The sequence below is a fragment of the Acidovorax kalamii genome (assembly GCF_002245625.1).
Taxonomy (GTDB): Bacteria; Pseudomonadota; Gammaproteobacteria; order Burkholderiales; family Burkholderiaceae_C; genus Acidovorax; species Acidovorax kalamii.
This window is the reverse complement of the sequence record NZ_NOIG01000001.1, coordinates 437,549-457,113: the sequence shown is the minus strand read 5'-3', so window position 1 is coordinate 457,113 and position 19,565 is coordinate 437,549. Positions and strand designations below refer to the sequence as shown.

General features: G+C 66.8%; 18 protein-coding genes. 7 read left to right on the top strand and 11 right to left on the bottom strand.

The annotated features are described in order from the left end of the window. From CBY09_RS02040 to ahpC, 10 genes are all read right to left on the bottom strand, one after another. Window positions 1–616: TolC family protein (locus CBY09_RS02040; RefSeq protein WP_205734076.1), on the bottom strand; the 616-nt coding region annotated here is incomplete at its 3' end. A 179-nt stretch (window positions 617–795) separates the two neighbouring features. Next, entirely contained in the window at window positions 796–1,152 is a 357-nt protein-coding gene (locus CBY09_RS02035; protein ID WP_094285850.1) for a hypothetical protein, read from the bottom strand. A gap of 171 nt (window positions 1,153–1,323) precedes the next feature. Next, window positions 1,324–2,157, bottom strand: a complete 834-nt coding sequence (locus tag CBY09_RS02030) for a heme ABC transporter ATP-binding protein (RefSeq protein ID WP_094285849.1) — start codon at window positions 2,155–2,157, stop codon at window positions 1,324–1,326. Continuing rightward, window positions 2,154–3,236: a FecCD family ABC transporter permease gene (locus CBY09_RS02025; RefSeq protein ID WP_094285847.1), complete on the bottom strand. Its 1,083-nt coding sequence runs from the start codon at window positions 3,234–3,236 to the stop codon at window positions 2,154–2,156. Before CBY09_RS02025 ends, CBY09_RS02030 begins: the two co-directional genes overlap by 4 nt. After that, window positions 3,233–4,039, bottom strand: a complete 807-nt coding sequence (locus CBY09_RS02020) for a heme/hemin ABC transporter substrate-binding protein (RefSeq protein ID WP_420807433.1) — start codon at window positions 4,037–4,039, stop codon at window positions 3,233–3,235. Before CBY09_RS02020 ends, CBY09_RS02025 begins: the two co-directional genes overlap by 4 nt. Window positions 4,040–4,124: 85 nt before the next feature. Then, the gene (locus CBY09_RS02015; RefSeq protein ID WP_094285845.1) at window positions 4,125–5,264 is read right to left on the bottom strand and encodes a hemin-degrading factor; all 1,140 of its coding nucleotides are present in this window, start codon (window positions 5,262–5,264) and stop codon (window positions 4,125–4,127) included. Continuing rightward, window positions 5,261–5,617 (bottom strand): hypothetical protein, encoded by a 357-nt coding sequence (locus tag CBY09_RS02010; RefSeq protein ID WP_094285843.1) that lies wholly within the window; start codon window positions 5,615–5,617, stop codon window positions 5,261–5,263. Before CBY09_RS02010 ends, CBY09_RS02015 begins: the two co-directional genes overlap by 4 nt. Window positions 5,618–5,658: 41 nt before the next feature. Next, window positions 5,659–7,878: a TonB-dependent hemoglobin/transferrin/lactoferrin family receptor gene (locus CBY09_RS02005; RefSeq protein ID WP_094285927.1), complete on the bottom strand. Its 2,220-nt coding sequence runs from the start codon at window positions 7,876–7,878 to the stop codon at window positions 5,659–5,661. A 327-nt stretch (window positions 7,879–8,205) separates the two neighbouring features. Further along, window positions 8,206–9,783, bottom strand: coding sequence for an alkyl hydroperoxide reductase subunit F (gene ahpF / locus CBY09_RS02000; protein ID WP_094285841.1), 1,578 nt, complete (start codon window positions 9,781–9,783; stop codon window positions 8,206–8,208). 183 nt (window positions 9,784–9,966) lie between these two features. After that, window positions 9,967–10,542, bottom strand: a complete 576-nt coding sequence (ahpC, locus tag CBY09_RS01995; RefSeq protein ID WP_094285839.1) for an alkyl hydroperoxide reductase subunit C — start codon at window positions 10,540–10,542, stop codon at window positions 9,967–9,969. 289 nt (window positions 10,543–10,831) lie between these two features. Here ahpC and bfr point away from each other — a divergent pair, with 289 nt between their 5' ends. From bfr to CBY09_RS01970, 5 genes are all read left to right on the top strand, one after another. Continuing rightward, window positions 10,832–11,308, top strand: coding sequence for a bacterioferritin (gene bfr / locus CBY09_RS01990; protein WP_094285837.1), 477 nt, complete (start codon window positions 10,832–10,834; stop codon window positions 11,306–11,308). 450 nt (window positions 11,309–11,758) lie between these two features. Next, on the top strand, window positions 11,759–12,067 hold the full coding sequence (locus tag CBY09_RS01985; protein ID WP_094285835.1) for a DUF3649 domain-containing protein: 309 nt from the start codon (window positions 11,759–11,761) through the stop codon (window positions 12,065–12,067). 137 nt (window positions 12,068–12,204) lie between these two features. After that, window positions 12,205–13,902 (top strand): PepSY-associated TM helix domain-containing protein, encoded by a 1,698-nt coding sequence (locus CBY09_RS01980; protein ID WP_240515547.1) that lies wholly within the window; start codon window positions 12,205–12,207, stop codon window positions 13,900–13,902. A 5-nt stretch (window positions 13,903–13,907) separates the two neighbouring features. Next, the gene (locus tag CBY09_RS01975) at window positions 13,908–14,240 is read left to right on the top strand and encodes a DUF3325 domain-containing protein (RefSeq protein WP_094285833.1); all 333 of its coding nucleotides are present in this window, start codon (window positions 13,908–13,910) and stop codon (window positions 14,238–14,240) included. A 177-nt stretch (window positions 14,241–14,417) separates the two neighbouring features. Next, on the top strand, window positions 14,418–16,589 hold the full coding sequence (locus tag CBY09_RS01970; protein ID WP_094285831.1) for a TonB-dependent receptor: 2,172 nt from the start codon (window positions 14,418–14,420) through the stop codon (window positions 16,587–16,589). Window positions 16,590–16,844: 255 nt separating this feature from the next. Here CBY09_RS01970 and CBY09_RS23590 read toward each other — a convergent pair whose 3' ends face one another. Then, window positions 16,845–17,534 (bottom strand): hypothetical protein, encoded by a 690-nt coding sequence (locus CBY09_RS23590; protein WP_133066223.1) that lies wholly within the window; start codon window positions 17,532–17,534, stop codon window positions 16,845–16,847. 533 nt (window positions 17,535–18,067) lie between these two features. Between CBY09_RS23590 and CBY09_RS01960 the strand changes: the two genes are divergently transcribed. Both CBY09_RS01960 and CBY09_RS01955 read left to right on the top strand, forming a co-directional pair. Further along, window positions 18,068–19,270, top strand: a complete 1,203-nt coding sequence (locus CBY09_RS01960; protein ID WP_094285827.1) for a PepSY-associated TM helix domain-containing protein — start codon at window positions 18,068–18,070, stop codon at window positions 19,268–19,270. Then, entirely contained in the window at window positions 19,267–19,497 is a 231-nt protein-coding gene (locus CBY09_RS01955) for a hypothetical protein (RefSeq protein WP_094285825.1), read from the top strand. Before CBY09_RS01960 ends, CBY09_RS01955 begins: the two co-directional genes overlap by 4 nt. Window positions 19,498–19,565: the final 68 nt, after the last annotated feature.

Genomic DNA, 19,565 nt, shown 5'->3' with positions numbered 1-19,565 from the left:
CGGCCATGGCGGCTTCGGCCTGGGCCACGGCGCCGTCGGCCTGCGCGTGGTCGGCGCGCGACAAGTCTCCCGCACGCACGCGGCGCGCTACGTCGGCGGCCAGGCGCTGCGCGTTCAGCAGCCGGTCTTGCGCCAGGGCCCAGTCGGCCTGCGCGCGCTGCGCCACCCACCAGGCTTCGCGCACAGTGGCGGCCAGTTGCAGCTGCGCGGCGCGCTGGCGGCTGTTAAGCGCCTGCGCTTCCGCATCGGCCAGCGCTGCCTTGCGGGCGCGCTCGCCGGGGAGCCACAGCGGCAGGGCCAGGCCCACTTCGGCCTCGCGGCTGCCCTGGTTGCTACCGGGGCGGTCAGTTTTGGTGGACAGCTCCAGTGCCATGGGCTCGGCCGTCCAGGCTGCCGCCGCGCTGCGTGTGGCCTGCGCAGCCTCGCGCCGCAAAGCTGCAGACTGCGCTTCGGGCTGGCGTTGCCAGGCCTGCTGGAACAGTGCCTGGAGCGTGAGCGGCGCTGTGCCGGGGTTGGAGGTCTGGGCCTGTGCGGCACTGCCCAGCAGTGCCCAGCCCAGTGCCATCACCACCAGCGCGGCAATGGACGTGTGTTGTCGTTGTTTCGTTGGTTGCATCCGATTCCTCTGCAGTGGCCGGGGCCACAGGTTGAAATCGGCGAGACGCGATGGATGGAGGGGACGGTCAGCGGTGCACGCACGCCAACAGCAAGACGCGCACCGCTACTGCCAGGGAAGGCAGGTCTCCAACATCATCAGGAAAAGAAACGGAGCCACCCAAGCCCCCGCCTCGCCGCTCAGGCGAGGACAGGCCAGTTGGGGCGTTCGGGCCGCGTAAGGGGTGCGGGTGGCCATGCGGATGCGGCCAGGCCCGGCGGGTGCACCACGGCCACCACGATGGCCTGGGCGCTGGCACTGTGCGCCAGGCCGCCGCCTGTGCCGTGGCAGGCATGGCAGTCCATGTCGGCCAGGGTGCTGGGGCTGGCGCCCGGGGCCGAGTGGTCGGCACCTTCGTCACCATGGTGCTCGTGCACATGGTGGCCAAAGTGCGATGCCTGCGGCGCTGACTCGTGCCCGCAATAGGGCGAGGCCGCCGCCCAGATGGACTGGAGCGGCATGAACACCAACAGAAAGACGAGCAGCAAGCGGCGCATGGGCAGCGGGATTCTAAGCAGACCGCACCACCCGCCCCGCCAGATAGCCCGACGGGTTGAGGGGCCTACCTCCATGGGTTGCACATGCACACCATGCAAATGCTTCACTTTTTATAGCAAACTTTGAGACCCATAGAGCGGCAGAGGCCATTTTTTCTACAGAAGCGCCATTCACTGCGCTGCCACCAGGTACTGCGGCACCCCGTCGGCCGCCAGCACTGGCGTGCTGTGCACGCCCCACACCTGCGCGATGGTGGCGGGGGTGAGCAGGTGGGCTGTGGCGTGCACGCTGCGCGGGCCCGCCAGGCCCGGGGCGAGCAGCAGGCTGTCGTGTGCGTAGCGCAGGGCCAGGTTCAGGTCGTGCAGCACCGCGACCACGCCCACGCCCTGCTCCACCGCCCAGCGGCGCACCAGAGCCAGCGTGTGGTGCTGGTGCGCCAGGTCGAGGGCGGCGGTGGGCTCGTCCAGCAGCAGCCAGCGTGTTGCACCGTCGGGCAGGGGCTCCCAGATCTGGGCCAGCGCGCGGGCCAGGTGGCTGCGGGCGCGTTCGCCGCCCGACAAGGTGTTGATGCTGCGCCCGGCCAGGTGCGCCACGCCGGTGGCCTGCATCGCCTCGGTCACGATGCGCGCCTCGTGGCGGCTGGGCTGCTGGCGGTGGGGAAAGCGCCCCATCTCCACCACCTCCTGCACCGTGAAGTCGAAGGCCACGGCCGTGTCCTGCGGCAGCACGGCACGCTGGCGGGCCAGGGCCTGGGTGACTTTGCCGGACACCGGTTGCCCGCCCATCCACACATGGCCCGAGCGCGGTGCGCGCTGGCCCGAAAGCATGGCCAGCAGCGTGGACTTGCCCGCGCCGTTGGGCCCCAGGATGGCCGTGACGCGCCCAGGCACGAACTGGGTATGCACGGTGGCCAGCAAGGGCCGGCCGGGCACGCCCACACCCAACTGGTCGCACACCAGCAGATCGGCGGTGGTGGTGACCGGGGATGCGACAGCGGCATTCATACCTTGCTCCGAAACTGGCGCAGCATGGCCAGAAACAGCGGCACGCCGATGAAGGCCGTGAGCACGCCCAGCGGCAGCTCTGCAGGCTGGACGATGGTGCGAGCCACCCCGTCGGCCGCCAGCACCAGCGCGGCGCCCAGCAGGGCCGAGCCCGGCAGCACCACGCGGTGGTCCGGCCCCGCCACCAGGCGCACCCAGTGCGGCGCCACTAGGCCGATAAAGCCGATGATGCCGGTGGCCGCCGTGACGGCGCCCACGGCCAGCGCCGTCACCAGCACCGCCAGGCGCTTGGTGCGCTCCACCGGCACGCCCAGCAGCGCGGCCTGCGCCTCGCCCAGGGCAATCGCGTTGAGCGGGCGCGCCAGCGCCAGGCCCAGGCCGCAGGCCACCGCCACGATGGCGCCCACCAGCGCCACGGCGCTCCAGCGCGCACCGCCCAGGCTGCCCAGCAGCCACATCTGGAGGTTGCGCAGCTGCTCGTCGGTGGAGATGAAGTTGAGGTAGCCTAGGCCCGCCAGCGCCAGCGCATTGACCGCCACGCCCGCCAGCAGCATCAGCCCCATGCGCGTGCCGCCATCGGCCTGCGCCAGTGCATAGATCAGCGCCGTGACAAGCAGGCCGCCGCCAAAGGCCATGCCCACCAGTGTCCAGCTGCCCAGGGTGCGCGGCAGGTCGGGCAGCCAGTGGCTGCCCAGCACGATGGTGATGGCCGCCGCCAGCGCGGCGCCGCTGCTCACGCCCACCAGCCCGGGGTCGGCCAGCGGGTTGCGAAACAGCCCCTGCATCAGCGCACCGGCCAGCCCCAGGCCCGCCCCGGCGGCCACGCCCATCAACAGGCGCGGCAGTCGGATGTTAATGAACACCAGATATTCGGGCGCCTGCTCGGCCGACGGCGCTGCGCCCAGGGCCTGCAGCAGCACCTGCCACAGCTGGGCGGGTGCAATGGCGTAGGCGCCCCGCGTGCTGGCCCACACGAACGCGAGGCCCACCAGCGCAACGCCCCACAGCAGCGCTGCGCGCGGCGACAGACGCAGCAAAGACCAGCGCGCACCCGGCTGCGCCACAGCCACGCTGCTCACGCGGTGATCGCCTGGGTGCGGGTGTGCAGCTCGCGCACGGCAGCGGGCAGGCGCGGGCCAAAGCCCAGCAGGTGGCTGGCCTCCATGGCCACCAGGGCCTTGCGGCGAAAGGCGGGCGTGAGCGCCAGCTCGGGCCGCTGCCAGAAAGCGGCCTCGCCGCCCAGTGCCTCGATGCCCTGCGTGCTGTTGAGCAGCACCTCGGGCGCGGCGCTGGCCATGGCCTCGGCCGTGAGCGGCCGGTAGCCCGCGAACTGCGTGATGACATTGGTGGCGCCCGCAAAGCGGATCAGCGCATCGGCCGCCGTGCCGGTGCCCGCCACCATGGGGCTGCCGCCGTGCGACAGGATGAAGATGGCGCGCGGGCGCCGCGTGGTGGCTGCCACCACTTTCTGCACCGCCGCCCACTGCGCATCCAGGTCCGCCTGAAGCGCCTGGGCCTCGCGCTCGCGGCCCGCCACGCGGCCCACGGTGGCGACCTTGCGGCGCACTTCGTCCCAGGTGTGGTCGGCCTGCACCAGCTCCACGCGCACACCAGCGCTGCGCACCTGGTCCAGCACCACGGGCGGCCCGGCTTCGGTGGTGCCCACCACGGCGTCGGGCTTGAGGGACAGCAGACCCTCGGCCGAGAGCTGGCGCATGTAGCCGACCTTGGCGGTCTTGAGCGCGGCCTCGGGGAACAGGCTGGTGGTGTCGGTGCCCACCAGCTGGCCCTGGGCGCCCAGCAGGTAGACCACCTCGGTCAGCGCGCCGCCCAGCGAGACGATGCGCGCCGGGCGGGCGGCCCAGGCGGCCCCAGATCCCATCGCAGACAACCAAGGCAAAGCCGCCACACCGCGCAGCAGCCGCCGACGCGTGCCGCCTTGCCCCCAGCTTTGCACGGCCATCGGATCACGCAGCATGGGCCAGCTCCTGCACGCCGGGCAGGCGTGCCACCAGGTCGCGCCAGCCCTGCAGTTCGGGTTTGCCGGGTTTGCGTGCACCGAAGAACATGGCCATCAGCTCGCCCGCGTGGTCGAACGCCTCGACCGAGGTGACAACACCATCGGCCGTGGGCTTCTCCACCACCCAAACGCTGGCAATCATGTCGGTGCGCAGGTGCAGGTTGAAGCCCGCGTCCAACACGTTAATCCACTGCGCACGCGGCGTATCGAGCGGCTGGATATTGCGCACCGGCCCGGTGTGGATCTGGATGCAGCCGCCGCTGCCCACAAACACCATGATGGGCAGGCCGTCCACCGCGGCCTCGTCCAGCAGGCGCGCCACAGCCTGCGGTGCGGCGCGCCAGGCAAACTGGCCTTCGACCAGGCGAAAGCTCTGCTGGCGCTCCACGCCGAATTTCTTGGTCAGGCCGAAGAACTCGTGCGTGTCCTGCATGGCGGCCCAGGCCTCGCGCAGGCCTTCGGCGTCGATGTCGGCGTCAGGCAGCACGGTCGCTGGCGCGGGCTTCGGACCAAACACGTAACCCGCGCTGGGTTGCACGAAGCGGCTCACCACTGCGTCGAATGCAGCCAGGTCGGTGGCATCGCGCGTGAAGATCTTGTGCACCGCACGGCCCTGCGCGTTGTAGAACTGCAGGCTGCGCGATGGCGGCTTGGTGGGGTCCTGGGCGGCGTCATGCGCCAGCTCGGTCACCGCAAAACCCGCATGCCACTGCGCAAAGAACAGGCGCAGGTCGATGTCTTCGCCCAGTGCGATCCCCACCGGCCCGGTGGCCGACACGTGCCGGTACACGCCGGTCTTCTCGTGCACCGTGCCTTCGTTGCGCGTAAGCGCCATCAGCGGGCCGCAGGCTTCGAGCGCCTGCAACAGTTCCAGCCACGAGCCCTGCAGCGGCTGGGCCTTGAGCGGGTGGCCGTGCTCGCCCGCATGAGCCGCCACGGCGGCGCCTTCCGACAGCCCCAGGCTCTCGGCGGCGTCCTTGGCACGCTTGCCCTCTGCGCGGGCTGCGGCGAACCGCTCACGGATGTCGGGGGCGGCCTGCGGCGGATGGGCCGGAGCGCTTGGGGGGTTCGTTACAGCGGCATTCATTGCACGGCCTCCGGCGCGGTGTGCCACAGCACGCGGCGTTGTTCGGCAGCCACCATCGCGGCGCTGGCGGCCACGTCCTGGCGCGCCTTGCATTGCTGGTCCCAGCGGCCTTGCAGGCTCCAGACCACGGTGCGAAAGTGCAGCGTGAAGCCTTCGGCGTCGGCCAGCATCTGCAGGTTGGCCGCGATCTTGCGGCCCATGGCGTCGCGGTGGCTGTCGCAGCAGGCTTGCACATAGCCCGTCATCAGGGCCAGGGTGCCCGCCAGCAGCGCCTCGGCGCAGGGCAGGCTGTATTCCTCATCGCAGTGGGCGCCGGATGTGGGCAAATCGGGCATGTCAGGTGCATGGCTCATGGTCTGTCTCCTTGATGGGGTTCATCGGGATGGGCTGTGCCTTAAAAGTCCGCCACCAGCGACACGCGCACTGCGCGGCCAGGTTGGCTGTAGGCGTCGATGAAGCTGGCGTTCGCGGCCAGGCCGCGCACGTCGGCCCAGCGCCAGTGTTTTTTGTCGGTGAGGTTGTAGATGCCCGCGTTCAGGCGCAGGTCCTTGCGGATGCGCCACTGGGCCGACAGATCCAGCACCGTGTACGACGGCGTGAGGAACTGCGTGCTGCCCGTGGCCACGCTCACGTCGCTGGCCTTCTTGGCGGCGGCGTGGGTCATGTCCAGCCGCGCCATCCAGCCGCCGCTGTCGTAGCGCAGGCCCGCCGTCAGGCGCGATGGGTCCACGGTGTTCACCGGCTTGCCGGTGGCGGTGTCACGGCCACGTGTCTGGCCATAGGCAAACGGAGAACTCCACTGCCCGCCCGCCCACTGGCCCCAGCGCATGTCGCCCTTGACCTCGAAGCCGCTCAGCTTGACGCGGCCGATGTTGACCGACTGGAACACCAGCGGATTGCCCGGTGCGCCCGTGCCACTGACCTGGCGCAGGTCCTCGATGAAGTCCTTGTAGCGGCCAGTGAATGCTGCGGCTTCGATGGACAAACGCTCCAGGCGCCCGCGCACGCCCAGCTCAAAGTTCTGGCTCTTCTCCGGCTTGAGGTTGGCGTTGGGCACTGTGCGGTAGTTGCCCACCGGGTTCTCAAAGAAGGCGTTGACCTGCCCCGCATTGGGCGCACGGAAGCCCGCTGCATAGTTGCCAAACACGCTCCACTGCTCGCTGGCGCGGTACAGCACGCCGAACTTGGGCGAGGTGGCATTGCCCGACAGCGACACCGCCTGCGCGCCAAAGCCCGCCTGGTCGGCCTTGATGCGGAAGGTGTCAAAGCGCACTCCCGGGGTGATGCTCCAGGGCCCACTCACGAACTCGTCCTGTACATACAGGGCCGTGCTGGTCTCGGTGGTGTCGGGGAAGCGCTTGAGCGGGAAGGTCTCGCCCGTGGGCGGCGTCACGCCGGTCTGCAGGTTCTCGACCTTGGCCGCCGTGTAGTCCAGGCCGTAGGTGATCTTCTGCACCCATGGCCCGCCATTGCGCAGCACCTTGCTGCCCTGCAGGTTGGCCTGCCAGGTGCGCTCGTCGTAGGTCACGTCGCGCACGCGGTCGGCGGCGGTGTTGCGGTCTTCGGTGATGTACTCGCGCGAATGCGCGTCCTGCCAGCTCAGCGTGGCCTTCACATCGTCGGCAAACGCGGTGTTCACGCGCCAGTTGCCTTCCCACGTCGCACGGCTGCGCTGCATGTCGGTGAACGAGGTGGAGCCCAGCACGGACGCGGCGGCCAGCGGCGGCTTGGAGCGCGCCGTGAGCAGCTCATAGTCGGACGTCTTGTCCACATGCTCCAGCGTGAACACATGGCGCTGTCCGCCGCCGGGCGTCAGCACCACCTTGCCCAGCAAAGCGCCGCTTTTGTCTTTCTGCGGATTGGGCTTGGTGCGGTCGGCATTGGCCGCATCGTTGGTGCCCATGTTGTCCAGCTCGCGGGCGCGCGTGACGTTGCCGCCCAGCAGCCACTGCACCGTGTCGCCCGCCTTGCCTGCCACCGTGGCGCCCACGCGCTTGCCGTGCTCGTCGCCATCGTAGCCCAGGCTCACCCGGCCGCCGATGCGTTTGCCGCCGTCGAGGAATGCCGATGGGTCTGCCGTGATGAAGTTGACCAGGCCCGCCATGCCGTCGGAGCCATACAGCGCCGAGGTGGCGCCGCGCACCACCTCGATGCGCTGCAGCAGCCCGATGTCCAGGTAGTCGCGCCCGAAGGCATTGGCGCTGAAGACATAGCTGCGCGGCAGGCGGATGCCATCCACCATCATCAACACGCGGTTACCGTCCAGCCCCCGGATGTTGAAGCCCGCGTTCTGCTCGCGCCCCGTGGAGCCACTGGCCAGCGAGAAGCGTGCGGGCGAGCGCGTGACCGACACGTTGGGCAGCTCGCGCGCCACGTCGCGGATATCGCGCACCTGGCCTTCCTCGATGGCCTGCGCATTGATCACATCGATGCTCATCGGCAACTCGTCGCGGTCCTGCTCGCTGCGCGAGCCGCTGATGACCACTTCTTTGAGCTGCGGCGCTGCAGCTACCAACTGGGCCACATCCTGCGCGTGCCCCTGCGCATGCGCGCTGCCAATGGCCGCACATGCACAGGCCACCAGCCATGCAAGCGGCCGCAGACGGCCTTGCAGCCATTGATCGGAGGGCTGCGCCTGTGCGCGCCGGGAAGAAAACGGAGGGGAACGGAATGCCTGCGCCACGGAGGGGAGTCCTTCTCTGAAACGACAACGAATACAGAGCTGGCTCCAAACAGACGGCCCTGGCTTCTGCGCGCAGAAGATCGGGCGGTTGTGGCTGGCTGATGGGGTAAATTATATGAGAATAATTCTCAATAACAACAAATAAACAGGACGACCTCCAAAACAAAGCGGCTGACCACTCCACGCAGTCAGCCGCTCATTTTTTGATAGCTATCAGGGCGCTACCATTGAGCGCAAGTAGCCATTTTTATTGAAAAATCACACAGCCCCGGCCACCACAGGCATGCGGATCAGGTGATCGAACGCGCTCAGTGCCGCCTTCGAGCCTTCGCCCGCCGCGATCACGATCTGCTTGAACGGCACCGTGGTGCAGTCGCCCGCTGCAAACACGCCGGGCAGGTTGGTGCGGCCGTGTGCATCGACAATGATTTCACCAAAGCGCGACAGCTCCACCGTGCCCTTGAGCCATTCGGTGTTGGGCACCAGGCCGATCTGCACGAACACACCCTCCAGCGCCACGGTGTGCTCCACGTTGGTGGCGCGGTCCTTGTACTTGAGGCCGTTGACCTTGCCGTCAGCGCCAGTGATCTCTGTCGTCTGCGCGTTGGTGTGGATGGTCACGTTGGGCAGGCTCTTGAGCTTGTTGACCAGCACGGCGTCGGCCTTGAGCTGGTCGGCAAACTCGATGAGCGTGACGTGCTGCACGATGCCAGCCAGGTCGATGGCAGCCTCGACACCCGAGTTGCCGCCGCCAATGACCGACACGCGCTTGCCCTTGAACAGCGGGCCGTCGCAGTGCGGGCAGTAGGCCACGCCCTTGTTCTTGTACTCGGCTTCGCCGGGCACGTTGACGTTGCGCCAGCGGGCACCGGTGGACAGGATCACCGTCTTGGACTTGAGCGTGCCGCCGTTGGCGAGCTGCACCTCGATCAGGCCACCGGGCTCGGCCGCAGGAACCAGCTTGTCGGCACGCTGCAGGTTCATGATGTCCACGTCGTAGGCGCGGGTGTGGGCTTCGAGCGCGGCGGCGAACTTGGGGCCATCGGTTTCGAGCACCGAGATGTAGTTCTCGATGGCCAGCGTGTCGTTGACCTGGCCGCCGAAGCGTTCGGCCGCGACGCCCGTGCGGATGCCCTTGCGGGCTGCGTACACAGCGGCTGCGGCGCCAGCGGGGCCGCCGCCGACGATGAGCACGTCGTACGGCGCCTTGGCGCTGAGCTTGGCGGCGTCACGGGCGGCAGCGCCGGTGTCGAGCTTGGCCACGATTTCTTCGACCGACATGCGGCCGGAGCCGAAGACCTTGCCGTTGAGGAACACCATGGGCACGGCCATGATTTCGCGCTCGGTCACTTCCTGCTGGAAGGCGCCGCCTTCGATCACGGTGGTCTTGACCTGGGGGTTGACGATGGCCATGAGCGACAGCGCCTGCACCACGTCCGGGCAGTTGTGGCAGGTCAGGCTCATGTAGACCTCGAAGTTGAAGTCCCCTTCGAGCGCGGCGATCTGCTCGATCACTTCGGGCTCGACCTTGGGCGGGTGGCCGCCGGTCCACAGCAGGGCCAGCACCAGCGAGGTGAACTCATGCCCCAGAGGCAGGCCCGCAAAGCGCAGGCTGTTGGTGGCGCCCACGCGCTGCAGGCTGAACGAGGGCTTGCGCGCATCGTTGCCATCGGTGCGCAGGGTGATCTTGTCGCTGCGCAGGGACTGGATGGTCGTCAGCAGCTCGCGCATCTCGCGGGCGGTGTCGCTGTCGTCCAGGGATGCCACCAGCTCAAACGGCTGCTGCACGCGCTCCAGGTAGGCGGAAAGCTGGGTCTTGAGTTGTTCGTCGAGCATGGTGGTGTCCTTTGAATTTCGATTTATAGGTTGGGGGCTGGGGTTACTTTTGGCAACCCTGAAGCCGCAACATTGCCCAGAAAACGGGCGTAAAAAAGCCGGACGGCATGGCACGTGCGCGCCATGACGCTGTCCGGCTGGATGCACCCCGTTTCCGGGGCGCTGCGCCGAATGAGCCGGGGCTTAGATCTTGCCGACCAGGTCCAGCGAGGGGGCCAGGGTCTTGGCGCCTTCGTTCCACTTGGCGGGGCACACTTGGCCGGGGTTGGCGGCGGTGTACTGGGCAGCCTTGAGCTTGCGCACGGTTTCCTTCACGTCGCGGGCGATTTCGTTGGAGTGGATTTCGGCCGTCTTGATGATGCCGTCGGGGTTGATCACGAAGGTGCCGCGCAGTGCCAGGCCTTCTTCAGGGATGTGCACGCCGAAAGCGTTGGTCAGCTGGTGCGTTGGGTCGCCAACCAGGGGGAACTTGGCCTTGCCCACGGCGGGGCTGGTTTCGTGCCAGACCTTGTGCGAGAAGTGTGTGTCGGTCGTGACGATGTAGACCTCGGTACCAGCCTTCTGGAATTCTGCGTAGTGCTCAGCGGCGTCTTCGATTTCGGTGGGGCAGTTGAAGGTGAAGGCGGCAGGCATGAAGATCAGCACGGACCACTTGCCCTTCAGATCGGCTTCGGTCAGGTCGATGAACTCGCCCTTGCCATTGCGGTTGACGAAAGCGGTGGTCTTGAACGGCTGAACTTGCGTGTTGATCAGGGACATTGCTGTTTCCTTTGGGTTGGTTGGTTAACTGAACAGGACTGAAGTCTAGGCCCTTTAAAGCCATGAATCCAATCAATTGATTTAATTCAATCAATTGTCTATGACTATATAACGGCACAGCCGCAGCCCCGAAGCCTGCTCCACCACCACTCAGCGCTGCGAACGCAAACACAACTCAACATCAAACGCAGCCATTGCGCAAAAAAATGGGATTGCCTTGCACGGGTTGATGGGGGTCACGACAATCGGGGCCGCATTCACAGACACAACAAACAAGGAAGGAGTCCCCATGAAAGGCGACGCACAGGTCATCGGCCATCTGCAGGCCCAGCTCAAGAACGAGCTTACGGCCATCAACCAGTACTTTTTGCACTACCGCATGCTCAAGCACTGGGGCTTCGACAAGCTGGCCAAGAAGGAATACTCCGAATCCATCGGCGAGATGAAGCATGCCGACTGGCTCATGGACCGCATCTTCATGCTGGATGGCCTGCCCAATCTGCAGGACCTGGCCAAGCTGCAGGTGGGCGAGGACGTGCCCGAGATCCTGGCCTGCGACCTGCGCTCCGAGCAAGGCGCCCAGGCCACCATCAAGGAAGGCATTGCCTACTGCGAAACGGTGCGCGACTATGTCTCGCGCGATCTGCTGCAAAAGATCCTGGACGACACCGAAGAGCACATCGACTTCCTCGAAACCCAGATCGACCTGATCGACAAGGTGGGCATTCAGAACTACCTGCAGTCGCAGATGGGTGACGCGGACTGACGCACAGAATTCTCCAGAGCGCTCCACGAAAAAAAGCAAAGAAGAGAAGAAATCAAGAAAACGGGCTTCGGCCCGTTTTTTTGTGCCTGCGCGCGGCCCCATCCCACCCGCACCCAAGGGCCACCATGCCCCCAGTTGTCACGGGTTGTTGCAAGTGCACATCAAAGGCAGAAAATTTCGCCCACCACAAATGCGAATGCTTCTCAACAAAAGTAGAATGCACGCCTACGACCAGCGGCCGGGTTCTGTGAACCCCTGATTCCCGAGCCCGCCAGCAAGCCAGTCAGCCCGGCCCCGCCGCCAGCTGCAGCCAGCGTTTGTGCGTTTTGCACCCACACACCTGCCTGGAGCCTCTTTGCTGATGCTGCGCCGCAACGCCTGCCCCTGCCCTGCAGGGGCACTGCCATCTTCCTCCCACCCCGCCACGCCCGGCGCCACCCGGGCCCGGCCATGAAAACCGCCCGCGCCGATTGGCGCTACCGGCTGGCCATCACCTCCCGCGCCGTGGCGGCTGTGGGGGGCGGCTATGCGCTGGCGGCGGGTTTCACGGCGGCGCTGTCGCTGCTGCTTGCGCAGTGCATGCCGCGTGTGGAGGCCGTGATCACCGCCACCATGCTCGCCTGGGTGGTGTATGTCATCGCTGCAGGCTGGGCCTTTTATGCGCGCACCGCCTGGGGCGCCTGGGGCGGCACGCTGCTGCCTGCACTAGTGCTGGGTGCCTGCGCCTGGGCGCCGCAATGGATGAAAGCCGCAGCATGAACGCCACCACACCGAAACCCGACGCTGCAGCAGTAGAACGCGATGCCGCAGCCGCCCTCGGCGGCGTGGCGGCCGAAGCCCCGCGCAAGGCCAAATCGCCCAGGGCCCCCAATGACCGCGAAGGCTTCCGCCAGGCCATGTCGTGGCTGCACACCTGGGCGGGGTTGATCCTGGGCTGGCTGCTGTTTGCGATCTTCCTCACGGGCACGCTGTCGTTCTTCAAGAACGAGTTCAACCTGTGGATGCGGCCCGAGATGCACGGCCTGCAGCCGGTGGACGCTGCCGACCCGCAGATGGCACAGACGGCGCAGAAGGCCCTGGACGCGCTGGTGCGCAAGGTGCCCAACGTCACGCAGTGGATCATGCACCTGCCCGACGACCGCGACCCAGCCGTCAACATCCTGTGGCGCGACACAGGCAACGGCCGTTTCGAGACCCTGCGCATGCACCCGCAGACTGGCGAGGCTATCGACACGCGCCAGACCATGGGCGGCGACTTCTTCTACCGCTTCCACTTCGAGTTGCGCACCGCACAAAAGGGCCGCTGGACCATTGAAGGCCGCTGGGTCGTGGGCGTGGCCACGATGCTGATGTTTGTGGCGCTGATCTCGGGCGTGATCACGCACCGCCGCATCTTCAAGGACTTCTTCACCTTCCGCCCCGCAAAGGGCGGGCAGCGCGCCTGGCTGGATGCACACAACGTCACCGGTGTGCTGGTGCTGCCTTTCTATTTGATGATCACCTTCAGCGGGCTGATGATCTTCCACACGCTGTACATGCCAGCGGGCATTGCCACGGCTTACAAGGGCGAGAAAGGCGTGGACTCCAACGCGTACTTTGCCGACCTGCAGGGCGAGAAGGCCGAAAGCCGCCCCCGCCGTGGCGCCGCCGACAAGGTGGAGCCCTTGCCTGCCATCGCCCTGCCCCCCATCCTGACCGAGGCCCGCGCCCGCTGGAACGGCGGCCGCATCGGCAGCGTGCAGGCACGCCGCGACGCCAAGGGCCGCGCCGTGGTCGAGGTGACGCGCCACGAGGGCGACCGCCTGCAATACCGCCCGCCGCGCCTGCTGTTTGACGCCACCACCGGCCAGTGGCTGGACCAGGCCGACGCCACCGGCCCCGCCGTCAAGACCTACGGCGTGCTGTATGGCCTGCACATGGCGCGGTTTGCCGATGTGGGCCTGCGCTGGGCACTGTTTGGCTTTGGCCTGCTGGGCAGCCTGATGATTGCCACCGGCATGGTGCTCTGGTCGGTCAAGCGCAGCGCCAAGTCGCAGACGCAGGCCAGCCGCAAAGGCGCTGCCCACGCGGCGGATGCCGCTGCGCCCGGGACGCCGTTTGGCGAGCGCCTGGTGGCGGCCATCAACATTGCCACGCTGGCGGGCCTGCCGCTGGCCTGCGGTGTGTACCTCGCTTCCAACCGCCTGGTCCCGCTGAACATGGCGGGCCGGGCCGATGCGGAACTGGCCTGGTTCTTCAGCGCCTGGGGCCTGGCCCTGCTGTGGGCACTGGCTTGCGCCGTGGTGCGGCCCAGCCGCATGGGCTGGTCGGTGCCGCTGGGCGCGGCAGGGCTGGTGTGGGCGCTGCTGCCGGTCATCAATGCGTTGACCACGCACACCCATTTGGGCATCACGCTGCCTGCGGGTGAATGGGTGTGGGCCAGCATGGACCTGGCCTTCCTGACCACCGGGCTGCTGCTGGGCTGGCTGTCGTGGCGGCTGCGCCCGGGCCGCGCCCCCAAGGGCAAAGCCGTTGCGGCCAAGGCGCCGCGCACAGCCCCCGCAGCCGCATTGCCTGCAGCTAGCGATGTGTCCGTTTCCACCTCAGGGGCCTGAGCACCATGTCCGCTTTTCTGCTGTGTTTTGCGGCCTGGTCGGCCATGGCGCTGGGCATGGACCGCCACCACGAAGACGCCGCAGGCCGCGAAGGTGCGGCCCGCCACCTGCAACAGCTGCGCCGTGCCGGGTGGCTGTTGCTGCTGCTGTCGCTGTGGCTGGCCGCACACCCCGCCGGTGGCGTGCCTGCCTCGCTGGGTGTGACCGCATGGGCCGTGGCCCTGTCGGTGGCCGCCGTGGCCGTGACGGCCACTGTGACCTGGCAGCCCCGGAGCACGCCGCTGCTGGCAGGGGTTGCCCTGGTGGCCGGCATTGCTGCCTGGGCCTGGGGGTGGTGAGCACAAAGGGTGCGACAGCCCTGCGGGCCCGCCCCTCCTACTGATTCACCGCTCTGCCCTGCTTTCTTTTTTTCCCGCTCTCTGCGCCCTCCCAGCCACCGGCCCCACGGGCCCGCGCCAGGCCCGGTGCCTGCAGAGCCGTTCTCCAACGCGTTGCGCACACACCAAGGACAAACCATGCACGCACCTTTCCATCGCTCTTTCTGTCACCCGCACGTCCTGCACCCGCTGGCCGCCGCCGTCCTGGCCGCCTTCTGCGGCACCGCATTGGCGCAGGCCACACCACCCGCTGCGCCCACCCAGACACTGGGTGAAGTCACCGTGCAATCCACCAGCGGTGACGACGGCTACGCCCCCGCTGCCAGCACATCGGCCACCAAGGGCAGCGCACCGCTGCGCGACGTGCCCCAGGCCGTGAACGTGGTGCCTGAGCAGCTCCTGCGCGACCAAGGGGCCCGCTCGATGGAAGACGCGCTGCGCAACGTGCCCGGCGTGGCCATGAGCCACGGCGACGGCCAGCGCGACCAGGTGGTGATACGCGGCTTCACTGCCATCGCCGACCAGTTTGTGGACGGCGTGCGCGACGACGCGCTGTACTTCCGCGACCTGGCCGACATCGAGCGCGTGGAAGTGCTCAAGGGCCCTGCGGCCGTGCTGTACGGACGCGGATCATCGGGCGGCCTGATCAACCGCGTGACCAAGAAGCCCAAGTTCGGCGAGACCTCGGGCGAGGCCAGCTTGGGCCTGGGCAATTTCGACTACCGCCGCGCCACGGCCGATGTGAATGTGGGCATCAGCGACACCGCCGCCTTCCGCATCAACGCCGCTGTGGAAGACTCCGGCAGCTACCGCGACCAGCAGTTCGTCAAGCGCCACAACTTCGCGCCGTCGCTCGCGCTCAAGCTCGCCGCACAAACCGACCTGCTGCTGCAGTACACCAACGCACGCGACAAGCGCCTGACCGACTTCGGCATCCCGGCCCTGAACGGCCGCCCCGTCAACGTGCCTGCCAGCACGTACTACGGCTCCCGCAACGCGGCGCAGGACGACACCACCACCAGCACCATGCAGTCGCTGGCGGCCACGCTGAACCACCGCTTCAACGACAACTGGTCGGTGCGCAATGTCACGCGCGTGTACGACTACACGCTCGACCGCTACAACACCCTGCCCGGCGGCACCACCGACCCGGTGAACCTGACGGTGGGCCGCACCCGGGCCTTCATCCTGCGCGACGAAAAAGGCGTCTTCAACCAGACCGACGTCACCTGGCGCAACCAGCTGGGCGGCTTCAAGCAAGAGTGGCTGATGGGGGTGGAGCTGGGCCAGCAGAAAAAACGCTCTGAATCCGTCTCTGGCGGTGCGGACCGTGTGTCCATCTTCAACCCCATCGCCGCAGCCCCCGTCATCCCGGCGGCCAACTACAACGCCGACAACGCCATCCCCAGCCACACCACACAAGACACGGCCGCGCTGTACTGGCAAAACCAGATCACGCTGGCCCCGCAATGGAAGGCGCTGGTGGGCGCGCGCTACGACGTGTTCGGGCAAGAGACCACGTTTGACCGCAAGCTGAGCACCCTCTCGCGCACCGACAAGAAATTCAGCCCCCGCGCCGGCCTGGTGTGGCAGCCCAGCGATACGGTGTCGTACTACGTGTCGTACAGCAAGTCCTTCCAGCCCTCGGCCGAAGCGTTTGCGCTGGCCGCCAACAACACCGGCGCCGAACCAGAGATCACCGAGAACAAGGAGATCGGCGTGAAGCTCGACCTGCTCGACGGCCGCATGAACGTGACCGGCGCGCTCTTCAACCTGGAGCGCACCAACATCAAGAACACCGACCCCGCCAACCCCGGTCGCCAGATCAACGTGGGCACCCAGCGCACCAACGGCCTGGAGCTGACCGCCAACGGCCGCCTGCCCGGCCGCTGGGATGTGAGCGCGGGCTACGCCTGGCTGGACGGCCGCATGACCAAGTCGCTGGCCACCACCACGTCCACCCAACTGCCCACGGCCGCCATCGCGGCCCAGGGCAAGGTGCCCGCACTCACACCTCGCAACTCCGCCTTCCTCTGGGCCATGAAGGACCTGGGCCACGGCCTGCGCGTGGGTGGCGGCGTGAACCATGTGGGCGCCCGCTTCACCTCGCTCACCAACCTGGTCACCCTGCCCGCCTACACCACGGTGGACGCCGCCCTGCAATACACGCTGGGCCAGTGGGATGTGGACGTGAACATCAAGAACCTGGCCAACCGCAAGTACTACGTGTCCAGCCACGGCAGCAACGACAACCTGATCCTGCCCGGCTCGCCGCGTGCGGTGCAGGTGACGTTGCGGACGCGGTTCTGAGGAGGGGGAATGGCGGAAGGGGTCAAAGGGCCAAAAAATTTAAGAAAATTTGGCCTCTTCCGCCTGATGGCCATGGATTTATAGCTATAAATTCAATAGCATAAAGACCTCCCCATCGAAGTGCCTCTTTTTGCCAGAGCGTCAAACGCCTGATGCCTCACATGGGCAGTGAACGGACCGCAGCAGCGCTCTTTGAAAAGGATATGGCGGTCATGTTGACCGCGCTGCGGGCCCCTTCGACGAACCCGCTCCGCCTCATGGCGGCGTCCCGCCCTTCTTGAGGACCTTGAAACTTTCATCCAGGTAGACCGATGAACTCGTCATGCCATAGCCTTCGCAGACAAACCCGTTCAGAGGCAGCACGCCCGGCGCATCGGTGATCCGGCCTCTCACCTCCTTGTACTTCTTTCCAGCTCGCCGCGAATGGATGGCGGCGTTGGTCAGGTAGTTGAGGCTCACCCGGTAAGAGGCGTTGCTGGAATAGTCTTCGTCGTCCTGCTGCTCGCCGATGTGTTCCAGGTCTTTGGTCTTGGCGTTGTAGCGGAACTGCAGCGTGAAGCCCGAGAACCGGGCGGCGTCGGCGTAGAAGACCGCCTGAACGAACAACGAATTGTTCTTGATGTCCAGGTTGTAGAACTTGCTGGGGTGGCAGAACTCGCCGGACGCCGAGAGCACCTGATAGCTGCCATCCGCCCTCCCGGTCAGGACAAGCAACCGCTCCTCTCGCGGGCCTTCTTCTTTGTGCCTTGTCAGCAACAGGGCCAGGTCTGGAACGCCGTCGCCGTTCAAGTCGCCTTCTGCAGTGGTCCAGACAAAGTCGGAATGCCGAAACTCGGGGGCTATTGCGAGCCGGGCCCTTTGCTCTGCGGATGTGTTCCCGTCTGCGGCATGTGCACCGCCCACACACAGCAGGGCCAGAACAGCGGGCCCGAGCAAGGCAGCCATGCATGCCACAGACGCGTGCGAGATGGACCGAACGGCGCGGGATATCGTGGACACAGAACTCTCCTGAGAGCGGCTCGCAGCCTGGGTTAGAAGCCGATGCACTGAGTTCAAACGCAAGTGCGAATCTCTGCAAAACCAGCGCATTGAGGCGAAGGGACTATAGCCTGCAGGCTCAAAACGCGCCCCGCACCAGCAGCCCCTGCGCGCCAAGCCGCTCCTCCCACCAAGCGCCTGCCGAACCGCAGTCCGCGCCGTTTTCCCAACACCCTTACCTCGCACGCAGTCACGAATAAAAACAATTCCCATTTGCAATGTAAAATTAGGTTTCCGCAAGCCACAGCCCTCCCCCGGAGCCTCTTTTTGAACAGGCCTCCCGGCTGCAGCCAGCACCCACCGTCTTTCGATGTTTCCGGGTTGTCTGGCTTGATGAACCACTTTTTCGCCTTCTCTGTTGCGACAGCGCGCCCCGTGCCGTGGGCGGCGCTGGTGGTGGTGCGACTGCTCGACGGCCCTTGCCACCCCGCCCCCACGCCATGCTGAGCCCCACCGCCCTGCGCCGCTGGAGCTGGACCCACAAGTGGTCCAGCCTGGTGTGCACCGTCTTCATGCTGCTGCTGTGCATCACCGGCCTGCCGCTGATCTTTCACCACGAAATTGGCCACCTGCTGGGCACCGAGGTCGAGGCGCCCGCCATGCCCGCCAACACACCGCGCGCCAGCCTCGACAAGGTGCTGGCCACCGCACACGCGCTGCACCCGGATCGTGTGGTGCAGTTCGCGTCGCACGCTGAGGACGACAACAACGTCTGGTTCGTCACGCTCACGCCCACACCGGCGCCCACGGACGATTTCAAGTCGGTGGCGGTGGATGCGCGCACGGCCCAGGTGCTGGCGCAGCCACGGTTTGACGAGGGCTTCATGCATGTGATGTTCCGCCTGCATGTGGACCTGTTTGCGGGGCTGCCGGGCAAGCTGTTTCTGGGCTTCATGGGCTTGTTGCTGCTGGTGGCTATCGTCACCGGCGTGGTGCTGTATGCCCCCTTCATGCGCAAGCTGGCGTTTGGCGAGGTGCGGCGGGACCGCTCCACGCGCGTGAAGTGGCTCGACCTGCACAACCTGCTGGGCATCGTCACGCTGGTGTGGGCCTTTGTGGTGGGCGGCACGGGGATGATCAACACGTGGGCCGACCTGCTCATCAAATACTGGCAGTACGACCAGCTCTCGGTGCTGCTCAAGCCCTATGAAGGCCAGCCCACCGTGCCCGCTGCCGAGCGGGGGCCGCTGCAGCAGGCATTGGAGGTGGCGCAGGCCCAGGCGCCGGGCACCAAGCTGTCGTTCATTGCGTTCCCGGGCACGGCGTTCTCCAGCCCGCACCACAACACGTTTTTTATGCGCGGCAACGAGCCGCTCACCTCCAAGCTGCTCAAGCCGGTGCTGGTGGATGCGCGCACGGCGCAGGTCACGGCGTCGCCTGCGCTGCCTTGGTACCTGACGGCGCTGCTGGTGTCGCAGCCGCTGCACTTTGGCGACTACGGCGGCATGCCGATGAAGATCCTCTGGGCGCTGCTCGACATCGCCACCATCGTGGTGCTGGGCAGCGGGCTGTATCTGTGGCTGCGCAAGGGCGTGCAGGCAGCAAGCCCCGCAACACCAGCCGCTGGCAGCACCACCGGCGGCTTTGCGGGCGGCGCATTGCCCGCATCGGGCGCCGCGCGTACCACCGAGGGGGCCGCATGAAAAAGCCCAGCCCTTTCTGGGCCCTGTGGGGCGCGCCCATCCTGATGGGTGTGCTCACCACCACCGGGCTGCTCACGGCCCTGGTGTCTGACACCTGGGGCGACTGGTGGTCATGGGTGGCGCTGGGTGTGCCGGTGGCGGTGATGGGCTGGTACAGCTGGCCCCGCACACGGGCGGCTGCCGACGCTACCAACGCACCCACAACTCCTTCCTCCGCACCCCGCTGAGTTCTCCGTTTTTTAGTTCCATCCCCATGCGCTCCGCACCATCGCCCCACTCCGCCCCGCTGCTGCGC